At 73.0% G+C, this 15,745-nt stretch carries 15 protein-coding genes; 8 read left to right on the forward strand and 7 right to left on the reverse strand.

Going from position 1 to position 15,745, the window contains the following annotated elements:
* Positions 1-50 precede the first annotated feature (50 nt).
* The 4 genes from IH50_RS0112195 to IH50_RS0112210 form a co-directional block, all read right to left on the reverse strand.
* The gene (locus IH50_RS0112195; protein ID WP_030860344.1) at positions 51-1,508 is read right to left on the reverse strand and encodes a penicillin-binding transpeptidase domain-containing protein; all 1,458 of its coding nucleotides are present in this window, start codon (positions 1,506-1,508) and stop codon (positions 51-53) included.
* Entirely contained in the window at positions 1,505-2,872 is a 1,368-nt protein-coding gene (locus tag IH50_RS0112200; protein WP_030860346.1) for an FtsW/RodA/SpoVE family cell cycle protein, read from the reverse strand. Before IH50_RS0112200 ends, IH50_RS0112195 begins: the two co-directional genes overlap by 4 nt.
* A 43-nt stretch (positions 2,873-2,915) precedes the next feature.
* Complete coding sequence (locus IH50_RS0112205; RefSeq protein ID WP_030860347.1) at positions 2,916-3,851, reverse strand: SH3 domain-containing protein; 936 nt, start codon at positions 3,849-3,851, stop codon at positions 2,916-2,918.
* Positions 3,852-3,965: 114 nt separating this feature from the next.
* Positions 3,966-4,472: a protein-tyrosine phosphatase family protein gene (locus IH50_RS0112210; protein ID WP_030860349.1), complete on the reverse strand. Its 507-nt coding sequence runs from the start codon at positions 4,470-4,472 to the stop codon at positions 3,966-3,968.
* Positions 4,473-4,562: 90 nt separating this feature from the next.
* Between IH50_RS0112210 and IH50_RS0112215 the strand changes: the two genes are divergently transcribed.
* Positions 4,563-5,366: a nuclease-related domain-containing protein gene (locus IH50_RS0112215; protein WP_030860351.1), complete on the forward strand. Its 804-nt coding sequence runs from the start codon at positions 4,563-4,565 to the stop codon at positions 5,364-5,366.
* Positions 5,367-5,472: 106 nt separating this feature from the next.
* The gene (locus IH50_RS0112220) at positions 5,473-6,513 is read left to right on the forward strand and encodes a Ku protein (protein ID WP_037872284.1); all 1,041 of its coding nucleotides are present in this window, start codon (positions 5,473-5,475) and stop codon (positions 6,511-6,513) included.
* Between the two features lie 107 nt (positions 6,514-6,620).
* Here the strand turns inward: IH50_RS0112220 and IH50_RS0112225 are convergent, their stop codons facing one another.
* Together IH50_RS0112225 and IH50_RS38735 are read right to left on the reverse strand one after the other, a co-directional pair.
* On the reverse strand, positions 6,621-8,330 hold the full coding sequence (locus tag IH50_RS0112225; RefSeq protein WP_030860356.1) for a transglycosylase domain-containing protein: 1,710 nt from the start codon (positions 8,328-8,330) through the stop codon (positions 6,621-6,623).
* Positions 8,327-9,460, reverse strand: coding sequence for a sigma factor-like helix-turn-helix DNA-binding protein (locus IH50_RS38735; protein WP_234328131.1), 1,134 nt, complete (start codon positions 9,458-9,460; stop codon positions 8,327-8,329). Before IH50_RS38735 ends, IH50_RS0112225 begins: the two co-directional genes overlap by 4 nt.
* A 146-nt stretch (positions 9,461-9,606) precedes the next feature.
* Between IH50_RS38735 and IH50_RS0112235 the strand changes: the two genes are divergently transcribed.
* From IH50_RS0112235 to IH50_RS37615, 4 genes are all read left to right on the forward strand, one after another.
* Positions 9,607-10,122, forward strand: coding sequence for a SigE family RNA polymerase sigma factor (locus tag IH50_RS0112235; RefSeq protein WP_030860360.1), 516 nt, complete (start codon positions 9,607-9,609; stop codon positions 10,120-10,122).
* The gene (locus tag IH50_RS0112240) at positions 10,112-10,876 is read left to right on the forward strand and encodes a hypothetical protein (protein WP_063759481.1); all 765 of its coding nucleotides are present in this window, start codon (positions 10,112-10,114) and stop codon (positions 10,874-10,876) included. The genes IH50_RS0112235 and IH50_RS0112240 overlap by 11 nt, the downstream gene beginning before the upstream one ends.
* A 201-nt stretch (positions 10,877-11,077) precedes the next feature.
* Positions 11,078-11,938, forward strand: a complete 861-nt coding sequence (locus tag IH50_RS0112245) for a class I SAM-dependent methyltransferase (RefSeq protein ID WP_030860363.1) — start codon at positions 11,078-11,080, stop codon at positions 11,936-11,938.
* 132 nt (positions 11,939-12,070) lie between these two features.
* Positions 12,071-12,889 (forward strand): hypothetical protein, encoded by an 819-nt coding sequence (locus IH50_RS37615; RefSeq protein WP_107062030.1) that lies wholly within the window; start codon positions 12,071-12,073, stop codon positions 12,887-12,889.
* A gap of 355 nt (positions 12,890-13,244) precedes the next feature.
* On the opposite strand, the gene IH50_RS0112255 is transcribed toward IH50_RS37615, so the two are convergent.
* Positions 13,245-13,466 (reverse strand): hypothetical protein, encoded by a 222-nt coding sequence (locus tag IH50_RS0112255; protein WP_030860367.1) that lies wholly within the window; start codon positions 13,464-13,466, stop codon positions 13,245-13,247.
* Positions 13,467-14,025: 559 nt separating this feature from the next.
* Between IH50_RS0112255 and IH50_RS0112260 the strand changes: the two genes are divergently transcribed.
* Together IH50_RS0112260 and IH50_RS42015 are read left to right on the forward strand one after the other, a co-directional pair.
* Positions 14,026-14,391, forward strand: coding sequence for a DUF6083 domain-containing protein (locus IH50_RS0112260; protein ID WP_030860369.1), 366 nt, complete (start codon positions 14,026-14,028; stop codon positions 14,389-14,391).
* Positions 14,392-14,499: 108 nt separating this feature from the next.
* The gene (locus IH50_RS42015) at positions 14,500-15,732 is read left to right on the forward strand and encodes an HNH endonuclease (protein WP_234328132.1); all 1,233 of its coding nucleotides are present in this window, start codon (positions 14,500-14,502) and stop codon (positions 15,730-15,732) included.
* Positions 15,733-15,745: the final 13 nt, after the last annotated feature.

Raw genomic sequence — 15,745 nt, forward strand, 5'->3', positions numbered from 1 at the left:
AGGGAACGTGCCGCTCCGGCACCCCCGTCTCACCAAGTGGGCTCTACAGCCTACGAGTTCAGCACCGCCTCCATCACCGCCCGCGCGATCGGCGCCGCCGTCCCGCCGCCGCTGATCTCCCGCCGGTTCGCCGCCGCGTCCTCGACCACCACCGCGACCGCCACCTTCGCCTCCAGGTCCGCACCGCCCCGCGCCCAGGAGATGAACCAGGCGTACGGCGTCCCGGAGTTGCCCAGCCCGTGCTGGGCGGTGCCGGTCTTGCCGCCCACGATCGCACCGGGGATCGCGGCCTTCGTGCCGGTGCCGTCCTCCACCACGCCCCGCATCAGCTCCCGCAGCCGCGTCGCCGTCGCCGGGTACATGGCCCGCCGTACCGGACGGGAACCCGCCGTCGACACCGTGCTGCCGCCCGCCCGCGTGGTCCGCTCCACCAGGTACGGCTCCCGCACCTGCCCGCCGCTCGCCACGGCCGCCGCGACCATCGCCATCTGCAGCGGGGTCGCCCGGGTGTTGTACTGCCCGATCGACGACAGCGCGAGCTGCGCCCGGTCCACCGTGGTGTCGAAGGTGCTGCGCGCCACCCGGAACGGGATCCGTACGTCCGGGTCGTTGAAACCGAAGGCCTCGGCCGTCGCCCTCATCCTCTCCACCCCCGTGACCACCCCCAGCTTCGCGAACACCGTGTTGCAGGACCAGACGAACGCCTCCCGCACCGAGGCGTCCTCGCACCCCTCGGACCCGTTGGTCAGCCGGGTCCTCGTCCCCGGCAGGGTGTACGGGTCGGGGGAGTCCGTCGGTTTGTCCAGGTCACTCACCACCCCGGCGTCCAGCGCCGCCGCCGCGGTGACCACCTTGAACGTCGAACCCGGCGGATACGTCTGCCGCACCGCCCGGTTCAGCATCGGCCGGTCCGGATCGGCGTTCAGCCGCTCCCAGGCGTCCCGCGCCGCCGCGCCGTTCCCGGACAGCAGCGCGGGGTCGTACGACGGGACCGACACCAGCGCCAGGATCCTCCCGGTCGACGGCTCCACCGCCGCCACCGCGCCCTTCCGCGAGCGCAGCCCCTCGTACGCCGCCCGCTGCGCCGCCGGGTCGATCGTCGTCACGACGTGACCGCCCGCGTTGCGGCCGCGCGTGAACTCGTTCCACAGCGGCAGCGGCGCGAGCACCGGGGCGGCCCCGGACAGCAGCCCGTCCTCCGTGTGCTCCAGCAGCGTCGTGCCGTACTCCTGCGAGGCGAAGCCGGTCACCGGGGCGTACAACGGCCCGTCGCGGTACGTCCGTTCGTAGCGCAGGTGCTCCCCGGTGTCCCGCGAACCGGTGACCGGCCGCCCGCCGACCAGGATGTCGCCGCGCGGCTGCCGGTAGCGGGCGATGGCGTCCCGGCGGTTGGCCGGGTTGGCCTTGTAGTCCTCGGCGCGCAGGACCTGCACACGGGCGGCGTTCACCAGCAGCGCCACCAGCAGCAGGGCGCAGAACAGCGCCGCGTGCCGGATGTGCCGGGTCACCGGGGCACACCCCCGCCGCCCTGCCGCCGCGCGGAGTCGCTCAGCCGGACCAGCAGCGCCACGATCGCCCAGTTGGTCACCACCGACGAGCCGCCCTGCGCCAGGAACGGCATCGCCATCCCGGTCAGCGGGATCAGCCCGGTCACCCCGCCCGCGATCACGAACACCTGGAGCGCCACGAGCGAGGCGAGCCCCACCGCGAGCAGCCGCCCGAACGGGTCGCGCAGGGCCAGCCCCGCCCGGTAGCCGCGCTCCACCAGCAGCCCGTAGAGCAGGAAGATCGCGGACAGCCCGGCCAGGCCCAGCTCCTCACCGGCCGTCGCCAGGATGAAGTCGGACTTGACCGCGAAGCCGATGAGTACCGAGTGCCCGAGCCCGAGCCCGGTGCCGAGCGTCCCGCCCTCCGCGAAGGCGAACAGGGACTGGGCGATCTGGTTCGGGCCCTCGCCCGCCTCGATGGAGCCGAACGGGTGCAGCCAGGTCTCGATCCTGTGGTGCACGTGCGGCTCCAGCCGGCCCACCGCCACCGCCCCCAGCGAGGCCAGCAGCAGCCCCACCGCGATCCAGCCCGTGCGGCCGGTGGCGACGTACAGCAGGACCACGAACAGGCCGAAGAACAGCAGCGAGGTGCCGAGGTCCCGCTCCAGCACCAGCACACCCACGCTGACCAGCCAGACGGCGAGGATCGGGCCGAGCACCCGCCCGGTGGGCAGCCGTAGCCGCAGCCACCGGACGCGGCGGCCGGCGTAGGTGAGGGCGCCCCGGTTCGCGGCGAGGTACGCGGCGAAGAAGACCGCCAGCAGCACCTTCGCGAACTCGCCGGGCTGGATGGAGAATCCGGCGACCCGGATCCAGATCCGCGCCCCGTTCACCGCGGGGAAGAGGATCGGGACCGTCAGCAGGACCAGCGCGACGGTGACGCAGACGTAGGCGTAGTTCTGGAGCACCCGGTGGTCGCGCAGCACCAGGACGACCACGATGAACAGCGCCACGCCCAGCGTCGACCAGATGAGCTGGGCCGGGGCCGCCGGATCGCCCGGCGTCTCCAGGTCGAGCCGGTAGATCAGCACCAGGCCGAGGCCGTTGAGCAGCACCCCGATGGGGAGCAGCACCGGGTCGGCGCACGGGGCGCGCCAGCGCACCGCCAGATGGGCGACCAGCGCGAGCACGCCGAGCCCGGCGCCGTAACCGGCGGCGCCGGGCGGGACGGTGCCGTTCCTGGCGAGGCCGACGGCGCAGTAGCCGTACACCGACAGCAGGACGGCCAGGACGATCAGGGCGAGTTCGACGCCGCGGCGCCCGGTGAGGCGGACGGCGGGCGCGGACGGATCCGCCGTCGCCAGGGTGATACCGGCCTTGCTCATGTCCGGAACTTACCCAAATGGGGCGCCTTGCGTGCTTTGCTCGTCAGCACCAGCGTGGCGCGGGACCGAGGTTGTCGATGTGGGCGGCCGGGCCCCACGCCCAGGTGCCGTCCGTGAGGAGGTACCAGAGGGGGTTGCCGTTCACCCTGTCGCCCGGGACCTTGCAGAAGATCGAGACGACGTCACCCTTGTGGGCGTACCGGATGATCCGCGAACCCCGGTTCGGGGCGCTGCGCAGGGCCAGGGAGTTGACCGTGACGACGCCCCTGTACCGGCCCTGGTCGTCCCGGTTGCCCTGGTCGCCGAAGTTTCCCTGGTCGCCGAAGTTCCCTTGGTCGCCCTGGTGGCCGCCGCCGCCCTGGTTGCCCAGGCCGTTGCCGCCGCCCTGCTGGTTGCCGTTGTTGTTGTTGCCCTGTGGGTAGCCGCCGTTTTGCTGGTTCCCGTTGTTGCCGCCGTTGCCGCCCTGCGGGTAGCCGCCGCCTTGCTGGTTGCCGTTGTTGCCGCCGTTGCCACCCTGCTGGTTGCCGTTGCCGCCCTGCGGGTAGCCGCCGCCTTGCTGGTTGCCGTTGTTGCCGCCGCCGCCTTGCTGATTGCCGTTACCGTTGCCGCCTTGCGGGTAGCCACCGCCTTGCTGGTTACCATTGCCGTTGCCGCCCTGCTGGTTACCGTTGCCGCCTTGCGGGTAGCCGCCACCGCCCTGCTGGTTGCCGTTGTTGTTGCCGCCACCGCCCTGCTGGTAGCCGCCGCCTTGCTGGTTGCCGTTGCCGTTGTTGCCGTTGTTGTTGCCGTTACCGCCCTGCTGGTTGCCGTTGTTGCCGTTGCCGTTGCCGTTGCCGCCCTGGTGGTTCCAGTTCCACTGGCCGCCGCCCTGGTTCGGGCCGTCGGCGGCGACGGCGGGGGCGACGGTGGCCGCGACCACGAGGGCCCCGGCGGCGACGGCTATGGACAGGGGGCGGGTGAGCGGGTGACGCAGGGACATGGGATACCTCCACATGCGGGAAAGCGGGTCGAAGGTGACTTATCGCCACATTAGGAGCGACCCTCCGCACCCGCCCGCCCTGCTGCGCCATCGGGACGGCGCCACCCGCCCCGCCTACTCCGCCCGTCCCTCCAGCAGCCGCGCCGTGGGCAGCCCGGCACGGAGGTAGTCGACGAACAGGTCGTTGTGCAGGGCCCAGGACGAGCGGCGGGAGCGGATCAGCCGGATCGCCGCCTCGGCGGTCCTGCCCCGCCGTACCAGCGCGTGCGCGATCACCAGGCCCGAGCGGTTGTACCCGTGGTAACAGCGCACGAGGACCGTACGGCCGCCGTCCAGTGCCTCGCACGCCGCCTCGGCCAGCCGGATCACGCCCGCGAGCTGCGTCCCGTCCAGCGGCCCGTCGGGGATCGGCCACACCTGGTGCTCGACCCCGGGATCCGGCCCGTACCCGGGCAGCCGCAGCAGCGTCTGCACGAGATCGAACTGCCGGTCCACCACGGCGGACTCCAGCCGCCCGGAAAGACCCCGGAACTCGTGCCCGCCCATCCACAGACCGGGTACGACCTCGTCCCACGGACTGTCCGGAGCCGGCACGTCGGGTCGCCTCCCACGGGTACGCAACGACGCCTCACCACCCAACTCCTCCCCAAGGTAACCGCCTTCTTGCCCCCGGAGCACCCGCCTGTTCCCATGGATGTGGGGTGATGATGCATGGACGGACTGCGCGTCATACCGACCTGGTGGCACGGCCGGGAAAGGCTGTACGTCCGCCTCCCGGACGGCCGGAACCTCGCCTGGTACGACCGTGAGACGGCCAGGGTCGACCTGCTCGACGAGGATCACGAGGAGGACGTGCTCGCCGCGCTCGGCCCCTTCCTCACCGGCCCGGTCTCGGTCGGCCCGCCCCCGGTCCCCACCCCCGCCGAACTGGCACGTCTGTCCCTGCACCCCGACGACGACCTCGCGCCGAACCGCCCCGGCGAGGCCCTGCTGATCGACCTCGACCGCGATCCCGGCCCGGCCCGCCGCCTCCGCCCCGACCCGCGCCGCAGGGCGCTCGCCGCGGAGCGGACGGTGGGCGAGGCCCTGGACCGCATGGACGGCGCCGGCTGGCACACCCTGCACTCGATCCCGCTCCCCGGCGGCGACCGCATCCACCACCTGCTGATCGGCCCCGGCGGCCTGTACGCCGTCCACTCCCTGTACGCCCACCGGCGGCGGGTGACGGTCGCCGACCCCCGGATCGCCCTGGGCCGCCACGAACCGCGCCCCGTGCTGCACCGGGTCCGGGCCGACGCCGACCGCGCCTCCCACGCCCTGACGGCCGAGGTCCGCCCCGTGCTGGTCCTGGTCGGCGCGTCGGCCGTGACGGTCCCGGCCCCGCCCCGCGAGGTGCGCGTCCTGACGGACGCCGACGTGGAGACCCTGGCCCGCACGGGCGGAGTCCTGAAACCGGCCGACACGGAGGCCCTGCACGCGCTGGCCCGGGACCGGAACACCTGGTCCCGGCTGTGACCGGCCGCCCCCGCCGCCCTCCCGGCGAAGAACGCCATAAGATGAGAATCTCGTGCAAAGTGTGACAAACATCCGACCGTGATCGGCGAACGGCCGGACCGGAGAGGTGCTGCACATGAGATCCATCTGGAACGGCGTGATCTCGTTCGGCCTGGTCAGGATCCCGGTCAAGCTCGTGAACGCCACCGAGAGCCACGCGGTCCCCTTCCGCGAGATCCACACGGAGGACGGCGGCCGGATTCGCCACCGCAAGTTCTGCGAGCTGGAGGACCGCGAGGTCACCCCCCAGGAGATCAGCAGGGGCTACGAGGAGGCGGACGGCACGATCATCCCGATCACCGACGAGGACCTGACCCACCTGCCGATCCCCACCGCCAGGACGATCGAGATCGTCACCTTCGTCCCCGAGGACAGCATCGACCCGCTCCAGATGAGCGCCGCGTACTACCTGGCGGCGGGCAGGGCCCCGGCCGCCCGGCCGTACACGCTCCTGCGGGAGGCCCTGAAGCGCGGCAACAGGGTGGCCATCGCGAAGTTCGCGCTGCGGGGCCGGGAGCGCCTGGGCATGCTCCGCGTGGTCGGCGATGCGATCGCCCTGCACGGTCTGCTCTGGCCGGACGAGGTCCGCGCCCCCGAGGGGATCGCCCCCGCCGCGGACGTCACCCTCCACGACAAGGAGCTCGACCTCGCGGACGACCTGGTGGACGCCCTCAGCGGGGCCGGCCTGGAGGACCTGCGCGACGAGTACCGCGAGGCGGTGGAGCAGGTCGTCGCCGCCAAGATCTCCGGCGAAGCCCTGCCCGAGGTGCCCGAACCGGAGCGCGGCGTCGAGGTCCTGGACCTGACGACGGCCCTGGAGCGGAGCGTCCGCGCGCTCCGCGGCGAGCCGGAGGAGGCCGCGACCGGGCGGTCGCCGCGACGCGGGACGTCCCGCTCGTCCCCGAAGGAGACCGGCGGCAGGAAGTCCACGTCGACGGCGGAGAAGAAGACACCGCCTTCGGCGCGCAAGCCGACGTCGAGGACGAGCCGGACCGAGCAGAGGACGACGGCGAAGAGCACGGCCAAGGACACCGCCGGGAAGACATCCGCGGAGAAGTCCCCGGCGAAGGCGAAGAAGACGGCGGCGTCCCGCAAACGTTCGGCCTGACCCGCCGCGCGGTTCGTGCCGTACGACGCGCCCCTCCCGGCCGGCCCCGGGGCGATCCGCGCGCGGCCCCTAAGGGGCGCCCAGCCGCAGGCCGCGCGTGCGGAACGTCACGAGCCTCCCGCCAGCCCCCATATCTCCCCCGCCAGCTCCTCCGCGTACCCCGTCGGGGACGGATCGTCCGGCAACTGCGCGGGCACGGTGGTGTTCTTCTTCGCGCCCGGCCGGTCGGCGAACAGTGCCACGGCCAGGGTGAGCCGGGAGTCGTACCCGACGGACCAGACGGTGCGCCGGGTGATCCCACCCCCCGCCCCGGCGGTGAGGAACGTACCGTCCCCGTCCTCCCCGCCACCCGGGCCGGCCGAGAGGACGGGAGCGGCCTGCCCGCCGAAGCCCTGCCGCGCCCGGTCCGTCACCACGAACACGCCCTTCCCGTCCAGCACCCGCCGGGTCTCCGGGCGCGCGGTGTGCACGGTCTTCCCCCCACGGGTGATCCGGGCCACCGTGCGGGGCTTCGCGTACACCCCGTCCGCCGCCACGGCCGCGTACGCTGAGGCCAGCCGCAGCGGCGTCGGCGCCGTGGACCCGTGCAGCCCGCGCAGCGGACCGCCGAGCCGGACGCCGCCGAACGGATCGAGCACCGAGCCCGCCTCCACCGCCCCGCTCACCGCGTCGTTGAACGGCTGCCGGGCGTAGTCCGCCCCGCCGTACAGCACCCGCACCGCCCCGTCCCCCGGTTCGATCCCCACCACCGCCGTGTGCACCCGCACGTCGCCGTCGCCGTCACCGGAACCCTCCGCCCGCTCCTTCACCGACTCGGCGGTGGCGTCCTGCAACGCCAGGTCGAAGGTGGTGTGCACGGTGTAACCGCCGCGCGCGAGCTGATCCACGGTGATCCCGAGCCGGTCGGCGGCCTCCCGCGCGGCCACGTCGATCAGGTACTGCCGCTGCCCCTCCGTCCCGCCCGGCGGATAGAACCGGAACGCCGGGAAACGGGCGGCCGCCCGTTGCGCGCCCGTGATGTCGCCGGCGGCCTCCATCGCGTCGAGCACCCACTCCCACCGGTCCCGGAGCCGCTCCGTCACCTTCGGGTCGGAGCCCGCCTTCTCGTAGTACGAGGGGATGTTGACGATCGACGCCAGCGCCGCGCCCTGGGAGACGGTGAGGTCTTCCGGCGCCACGTCGAAGTAGTTCCGGGCGGCGGCCCGGACACCGGCGGCGCCCCGGCCGAAGTACACGGTGTTGAGGTAGCCCTCCAGGATCTCGTCCTTGTCGCGCGTACGGTCGAGCTTGACGGCGATCAACGCCTCGCGAGCCTTGCGCGTCAGCGACCGCTCCGGGGTGAGCAGCGCGTTCTTCACGTACTGCTGCGTGATCGTGGAACCGCCCTGCGGGGCGCCGCCGGACACCGTGGCCCACACCGCGCGGGCGACGGCGCGCGGCGACACCCCGGTGTCCGTACGGAACGACCGGTTCTCCGCGGCGATCACCGCGTCCTGGACGTGCCGGGGCACCTGGGACAGCGGCACCTCCTGCCGGTCGACCGGACCGCGCCGGCCCAGGTAGGAGCCGCCGGCGTCGACGAAGACCGTGCTCTGCACGACGGTCTCGGGATGCGGCTCGGGGATGACGGTCAGCCGGTACGCGACCACGACGGCGCCGCAGACGAGGACGACGAGCGCGAGGCAGGCGACGAGCAGCCGCCGCAGCAGGCGTCCGCGGTTGCGGCGCAGACGGGTGCGGAAGGGCACGCGGGGACGGTCCGGGGTCCTGCGCAGGACCCTGAGCGGGAACCGGCCGGCGACCGTGGGCAGCCTCATGGGCGCCACGCCCCGACGGACACCGGCCGCGCCACCGGGGGAGCGAGGTCCGACCGCTCCAGGACGGCACCGGACGCGTCGTACACGGTGACGGTCCCGGGACCGCCGGCCGCGGTGTCCTCCGGCGGCGTCCTCGCGTACCACACCCCCCACCCCGGACTGCCCGCCAGCGTCAGGACGTTCGCGGTGACCGTCCTGCCGCCGACGCGGATCTCGACGCGGGCGGGATCGGCGTCCAGCCCGCGGTAGACGCCGGACCGGAAGTACGTCCCGTCGTCCAGCTTCTCCCCCTGCACGGAGACGTCCTGTACGGAGACGCCTCGGACGAAGCCGCCTCGGACGAAGCCGCCTGCCACGGCACGCCCGAGGTGTCCGTCACTCGCCGGGCGGAACCGGTTGCGTGCCCGCGGGGACGACCAGTGCTGCCCGTCCGGCGTCAGCCAGACCTCCACACCGGGAGCGGCGGCCACCCGCTCACCGGGCGCGACGACCCGCACCGGCCCGGGCTCGAAGCGGTCGGGCACCTCCGGGGCCCCGCCGTCGCCGCCGTCCCCGAGGGGACCGGCGGCGAGGACGGCCGGCGGGGCGAGCAGCAGGGCGCACCCGGCGGCGACCGCCCCCGCCCGCCGCCGGCGGCGCAGCGCGCCGTCCCGCAGGATGCCGTCGAGCGGAACGGCCGGCGGCACGAAACCGGCGAGCACCGCGGCGAACCCCGCCCGCCGCTCCCCGGCCGGGACCCGCTTCCCCTCGCGCCGCAGCACCGCGCGCACGGCCCCCACCGAACACCCCAGCACCTGCGCGATCTCGGCCTCGCCCAGCCCTTCCCAGTACCGCAGCACCAGCACCACCCGGCGCCGGCCGCCCGTACGCAGTGCCCGTCCGCGCAGATGCATCCGGACCAGGGACCGCCGTACATGGAAGTCGACGTCGTTCCGCGGGATCCGCCGCCACCGCGCGCACACCCGCACCAGCGCACGCCGCGCCAGCTCCCCGGCGTCCCGCGCGTCCTCGGTGAGCAGCCGCGCGGTGAGCACCAGCCGCGGCCAGCGGTCGTGCGCGTACCCGGCGAAGTCACCGTCCCCGGCCCGCACTTCGGGCGGGCGCGCCGGGCGCAGAGGGGAGTACGCCACGTCCGTGACGGCGGACCGATGGATCCCGGCACCCGTGTTCAACGTCTTCCTCCAGGGGTGTGCTTCGATGTGCGCGACCTGCGGAACCTGTACGCATGGCGGGGGCGGCCGGGTTGCACGGGAAATCCGAGACACCGGTGGAGGGCATGACCGAGGAAGAGTTCGACGCTTTCTACGCGGCCGCGTTCCCCCGTCTGACCGGGCAGTTGTACGCCTTCACCGGGGACCTCGGCGAGGCCCAGGACGTGGTCCAGGAGGCGTTCGTACGGGCCTGGGACCGGCGTCAGAAACTGCTCGCCGACGAGGCGCCCGAGGCATGGATACGCACCGTCGCCATGCGCCTCGCGGTGAGCCGCTGGCGCCGTGCGAGACGCTGGCTGGAACTGGTGCGGCGCACCCCGCCGCAGGAGACCACCCCCGGACCGGGCCCCGACCGCACCGCCCTGGTCACCGCGCTGCGCCAACTGCCGGAGCACCAGCGCATGGCCGTCGTCCTGCACCACCTGTGCGACCTCAGCGTCGAACAGGTAGCCTCCGAAACAGGCGCACCCGTGGGCACGGTCAAGGCCAGGCTGTCCCGCGGACGGGCGGCACTGGCCAGACACCTGGCGGTGGACGAGGCCGAGGAGCCGGCCTGGAGGGAGAGCGGCCGTGTCGGATGAACTCGCCGATGCCTTGCGCGAGTTGGCCGCACAGCACGAGGTCCCGCCGCGCGTCGGCGCCGCGGAGGTCCGCGACCGTGCCCGGCGCCGCTCCCGCCGCCGCAGGGCGAGTGCCGCGCTCGGCACGGCGGCCGCGGCGGCCTGCGCGCTGACGGCCGTCGCGTTCACCCTGCACACCGGGGACCCAGACCCGGACGGCCGGCCCCCGGCGGCGGCACCCGAGGCTCCCGCCCCGAGCGCGGCCACCCCGGCCCCCACCCCTAGCCCCGCCCTCGCGGGCGTCCTGGACCTGGGCCGTCACACCCTCACGTTCGGCGAGCGCGTCCTGCGCGTCGAATCGCACGCCTTCCCCCGGTTCCCGTCCGGCAGCCGCATGACGGTGGTCGCCAAGGACGACGTCAGGACGCTGCGGCTCGAGAACGGCGTCAAGCCCGGCACCGAGGTCAAGATCCCGTACCTGGTGGAGCTGCGCACCTCCGGCCGGCAACCGGTCTACGCGGGCGCCCCCGCCTTCGACATGAAGGAACTCGCCACGCTCTCCGAAGGGACGGGCTGGCTGGGCATGAGCGCCACGGACGCGAAGTGGTTCCACGCCCGGGTGCGGGAGGGTGACCGCGTCGAGATCACGTCGACGGTCACCCCGGACGCGGGGGCGACGGCCACCGCCCCGGCACGGGCGGAGACGACGGCCGGTGCCCCGGAAACCACGGACCGCACCGGGACCCCCGGCACGGCGGGAGGCACGGACGACTGACCTCCCGCCGCACCGACCGCTGCCGTACCAGGAAGGCGCCCACCGTCCGTACGGGCGGGACGACCGGACTCCCCGCACGGCCTCACCCGCATACCTGGACTACGAGAGGGGAATCGCACACACGAACGGCGGTGGGCGAATCGGCCGCGCGAACGGCCCGACGGAGCCCGCCGGACGCTCCCGCACGGCACCATGGGCCGTATGGCCGACAACCGGATCGTGAACACCCACCAGTCCGAGGCGTGGAACGGCTACGAAGGCCGGCACTGGGCCGACCACCAGTCGCGCTACGACGCCCTCAACGACCCCACCAACGCCCCGCTCCTGTCCGCCGCCCGCCTCCGGGACACGGACGGCGTCCTGGACATCGGCTGCGGCAACGGACACCTGACCCGGCTGGCCGCCCGCACCGCGCACCACGCCGTGGGCGTCGACCTGTCGGCCCCCATGCTGGAACGGGCCCGCGCGAGCACCACCGCGGACCACCTCACCAACGTCACCTACCTCCAGGCCGACGCCCAGGTGCACCCGTTCGAACCCGCGTCCTTCGACGTCGCCCTGAGCCGCTTCGGCATCATGTTCTTCGCCGACCCGGTCGCCGCGTTCACGAACATCGGACGCGCCCTGCGCCCGGGCGGACGCCTGGCCTTCGTCTGCCCGCAGTCCATCGACCGCATGGACCAGTCAGTGATCTTCGCGGCGATGGCCGAGCACGTCCCCCTGCCCGACTTCTCCGCGAAGACGGAGACGGGCCCCGCCGCCTTCGCCGACCCGGCACGCACCCGGCACGTCCTGAGCGAGTCCGCCTACGACGCGATCACCGTCACCCCGCTCGAAGTACCGCAGACGTGGGGCACGGACGCGGCCGACGCCGCCGCCTTCCTCTTCGGCTGGGGCCCCATGCGCCACTGGCTGCGCGACGCCACCCCCGAGGCCGTCGCCAGAGCCCGCCAGGCCGCCACCGACGCCTTCCGCCCCTACGAGACGAAGAACGGCGTACGCCTCACAGCCCACCACTGGCTGGTGACAGCGACCTGGCCGGGAGCCCCGGGACCCGCGTGACCCCACCGGGTCGCACTCTTGCAGCTCCGGCCGGCCGCCCTCCCCGCACACGCCTATAGTGGCCCCGGGCAACGACACTGCCGTACGGGGGGACCGAACGCTGTGCGATCAGACGGACCACGACGAACAGGCGTGATCGCCCTGCTCTGCGCCGCCGCCGTACTGCTCCTCGGCGCGTGCGGAACGGAAACGGCCGGCGGGGGAGGAGGAACGCGGCCGTCGGCGGCGACCGAGCCGCTCCCCTGGACCACGGCGCAGCCCTCCGCGGTCACCGGAGCCCGCCTCGGTGACGACCGCCGCACCCTGTTCCTCGAGACACGGGTGCCCAGTGGCCCGCACCCCTGCGTGCGCGACCTCAAGGCAGTGCTCACCGACCCGATGACCCACCTCGCCCGGGTACAGATCACCTTCACCTCCCCGTCCGGGGACAGGTCCTCCGGCTGCACCGAGGAGCGCACGGCCACGGTAAAGGTCACCCTGCCCGAGCCACTGGGCGACCGGGACGTGATCGTCGACCACTACACGCGCTTCACCGCCGACGGCGCCGAGCCGCCCGCGCTGCGGCTGTGCGGAGAGCTGGGCTGCACGCCACCGGCCACCGGCTGCACCACCGCCTCCTACGAGCAGGCGCTGATGGCCGTCGGCGCGCCCGACCACACCTACCGGAACGCGGAGAAGTGCGACGGGAAGTGGCTGGTGCTGGACTTCTCCTGGCGCACGGGACCGGCCTGCGGCGGTTCGGCGGACCCCGCCTGCTCGTCCCGGCTGGGCGACCGCTACTTCTTCCGCGCGAAGAAATCCGGCTGGGATCCGATCTTCCGCACCTCGGCCGGAGGCTGCCAGGACATCCAGCGCAGGGAGCCCGCCTTCCCGACCTCGCTCTGCGCGTCCCTGGAGCCGCTGTCCCCCTCACTGCACCCGAGCCACCCCCCGGCGACGGCCACCCCGTAAGCCGCCCGGTCCCCGGACGTCACCGACACGCGTGACCGGGCTCACCCGCTCTGCAGCGGATGAACCCGGTCACCTCCGGCACCGCCGGGACACCGTCACGAACGGCGGCCGGCCGCCTTGGGCCGCGCCACACCCGCGTCCGGGAACGACTCCGGACCGTCGTCCGGAGCGAAGGACCAGTCGTCCCCGAAGTCCGGGGCGTGGAAAGGCTGTGTCGCCGGAGGCGGCGCTACCGCGGAAGCGGGGCGAGGCGCCCCTTCCAGGGCGGAGAACTGCGAGGTCAGATCGATGAGGGAACTCCCATTCGTTACGGGCCCCGGTGGGACCCGGCGTGCCGTGACCGGGCACAGCGGTACTACAGCTTGGTCATCTTGGAGTACGGGCTGAGAATCCGCCGTTCCTCCGAGCCGAAGTTCACGACGGTGGCGATCCCCTCCTCGACACCGACGATCCGGCCGAGGCCGTACACGTCGTGGGTGACCTGGTCGCCCACGGCGAACTCCTTGGGCGGCAGCGTGACCGGGGCCTTGAAGGGGCTTGTGGGCAAATGGCGCTTGGGTGCAGCAGACTTTGTCATTGCCCCCAGTATGCGCCCGCCGTGTCCGGCTTGCTGCGGTCCTGCGACGCCCGAATCGTCACACTCCCACAACGCCGCCGCCCGACCGATCTTCACGATCCGGCGAGCGCGAGCAGCGCCGGGGGCGCTGACCTGCGGAAAGGCCCGCAGGAACACGAGAAACGGCCCCTTCTGGCGCCATCACCCCGTCCCGGGACGGGAGCGGACCGACAGGACACCGCGCACGAGCGACCCGAGACGGAGCTCGAACAGCCCTCGGGAACCGGCCGGGGCGGACAGAGGAAGCCCGGACCGCCGGCAGGCCCGAGATCCAGGGCCTGCCCGTCTGCCTCCCGGCCCTCTCCACGGGTACCGTCGACGGCCACGGCGAGCAGCCCCGCCCCAGCCCCCGACCGGCAACGGCCGAGGCCTCCGCCACATCTCGGCCGTGCGCCATCAGCCGTCGGTTGCGGGCTGCACCTACCGCGTCACGTCCTGCCCCTCTGGCGAACATCTGCCCTGAATATCCCGTCCGATTCGCGCTCTACGCCCAAACCGCCGGGCTGACGACCCTCACGGTATGGGGGTTTCGCTGATCGGTGGACAGTCCCGTTGCCCGCACTGCGGGCTGCCGCAGGACCGGGCGGTGACGCTCGAGCACGACTGGGTACTGCTGGAGCCGGACATGCGCCCACTGGCCCACACGGTGCCGGCGGAGCATCGCTGGATCGAGCTGTCCGACGGCCGGGTGACGGTCTACGGCGTGTGCCCGCCGGACCAGTTCCAGCGCTGCCGCGTCGAACACCGCCTCGCCTGCCCGGAACAGCCCTTACCGGATCTGTGGCGGTGGCTGACAGCCCTGAGAGAGGAGAACGCCCGGCAAGCGACCCGGCACGACGCCCCAACGCCGCCCTCACCTCCCGAAGCGTGGCCGGACACCGGCTGACGCGCATGCGCGAGGACCCCGCCCCCGACGTCTCCGTCGATCACGGAGGGTTGTGGACACCGTGAAGGCCGGCATGGATTGTCGTACTGTCCGACTAGCCTTCGGTATATGGGGCTTGGCGACATCAGGTACGAGGACGTCATCGCGGCGACCGAGGAGTTCCGCCGTCTGGGTCGGGACGACTTCCTTCGGAAGTACGGCTTCAAGCGAGCCAGGTCGTACGAGCTGGTCCTGGACGGCCTCCGTTACGACTCGAAGGCCATCGCAGGCGTCGCCCACGGGCATGCCACAGGCGAATTCCTCCGCGCGGGAGACTTCAGCGGCGGTGCGGCCACGGTGGCGCGATGCCTGCGTGAGCTCGGCTTCGTGGTGGAGAACGGGGAGACACCCCTCGACCGCGCCGCCCTCCTGGAGCGCCTCCGGAAACTCAAGGTCTCTCGCGGCCCCGGAAGCTCGGACCCCAGCCGTCACCAGCCGTTGAGCCTCCTGTGGGCGATATCCCGCGCAGCCGACGAGCGGCCCCGCATGACCCCGTGGCCACAGTTCCGGGACGAGGTCGGCCCGCTCCTGGTCGAGTTCGGCCTTCCCAACGCGAAGGCCACACCGGAGTATCCGTTCTGGCACCTCCGGGGCAGCGGACTGTGGGAGGTCCAGGGCATACCGGCCGAGTCGGCCGAGCGGATGCCGAAGGTGAGCCTCCTCGACGCGCACCACCCGCAGGCCGGCTTCTCGGAAGAGGCCGCTGCCCTCCTCCGAGACCCGGTCACCCGCCTGGCCACCCTCACCACGATCTGCGAGACGTACCTCCAGGACGTCGACCGCCAGGCCCTCTTCGAGCGCATAGGCCTCGACGGATACACCACGGCCGGCAGCCTGCTGAACCCGTCGGAGGGGGAGAGCGGCGACACCGGCATGGACGACGAGCACGGGCGGGCGACCGGCCCCGCACCACGCCGTGCCGCGACCCGCTCCGTCATCGTCCGCGACGAAGCCCTGGCCAGGAAGGTCAAGGAACTCGAGGGCGACCGGTGCCAGATCTGCGACACGGCACTCCGCTACCTGAACCGCCCGTACAGCGAGGCCGCGCACATAAGAGGCCTGGGCAGACCCCACCACGGCCCCGACGAACTGCACAACCTCCTGTGCCTGTGCGCCAACTGCCACGTCCTCTTCGACGGCCTGGAGATCTACATAGACCCTGACGGCCTGGTCAGGGGAACGAGAGACGACAGAGAACCCCGCCGCCTCCGCCGCGCCCCCGGACATCCGATCGACGAGGCGCACCTCGACTACCACCGCGACCTCTGCACCCTCAACGCCCGTAAGCCCGCCGTCGACTGACTCGGCCTGCGGG

The sequence above is a fragment of the Streptomyces sp. NRRL S-37 genome, assembly GCF_000721605.1.
In the GTDB taxonomy this organism is placed as follows: domain Bacteria; phylum Actinomycetota; class Actinomycetes; order Streptomycetales; family Streptomycetaceae; genus Streptomyces.

Coding starts and splice junctions, on each gene's coding strand:
- IH50_RS0112215 (WP_030860351.1), top strand. CDS start 4,563: ATGGACGGACTGCGCGTCATACCGACCTGGTGGCACGGCCGGGAAAGG.
- IH50_RS0112260 (WP_030860369.1), top strand. CDS start 14,026: ATGGGGGTTTCGCTGATCGGTGGACAGTCCCGTTGCCCGCACTGCGGG.
- IH50_RS0112200 (WP_030860346.1), bottom strand. CDS start 2,872: ATGAGCAAGGCCGGTATCACCCTGGCGACGGCGGATCCGTCCGCGCCC.
- IH50_RS42015 (WP_234328132.1), top strand. CDS start 14,500: ATGGGGCTTGGCGACATCAGGTACGAGGACGTCATCGCGGCGACCGAG.
- IH50_RS0112205 (WP_030860347.1), bottom strand. CDS start 3,851: ATGTCCCTGCGTCACCCGCTCACCCGCCCCCTGTCCATAGCCGTCGCC.
- IH50_RS0112245 (WP_030860363.1), top strand. CDS start 11,078: ATGGCCGACAACCGGATCGTGAACACCCACCAGTCCGAGGCGTGGAAC.
- IH50_RS0112255 (WP_030860367.1), bottom strand. CDS start 13,466: ATGACAAAGTCTGCTGCACCCAAGCGCCATTTGCCCACAAGCCCCTTC.
- IH50_RS0112225 (WP_030860356.1), bottom strand. CDS start 8,330: ATGAGGCTGCCCACGGTCGCCGGCCGGTTCCCGCTCAGGGTCCTGCGC.
- IH50_RS0112235 (WP_030860360.1), top strand. CDS start 9,607: ATGACCGAGGAAGAGTTCGACGCTTTCTACGCGGCCGCGTTCCCCCGT.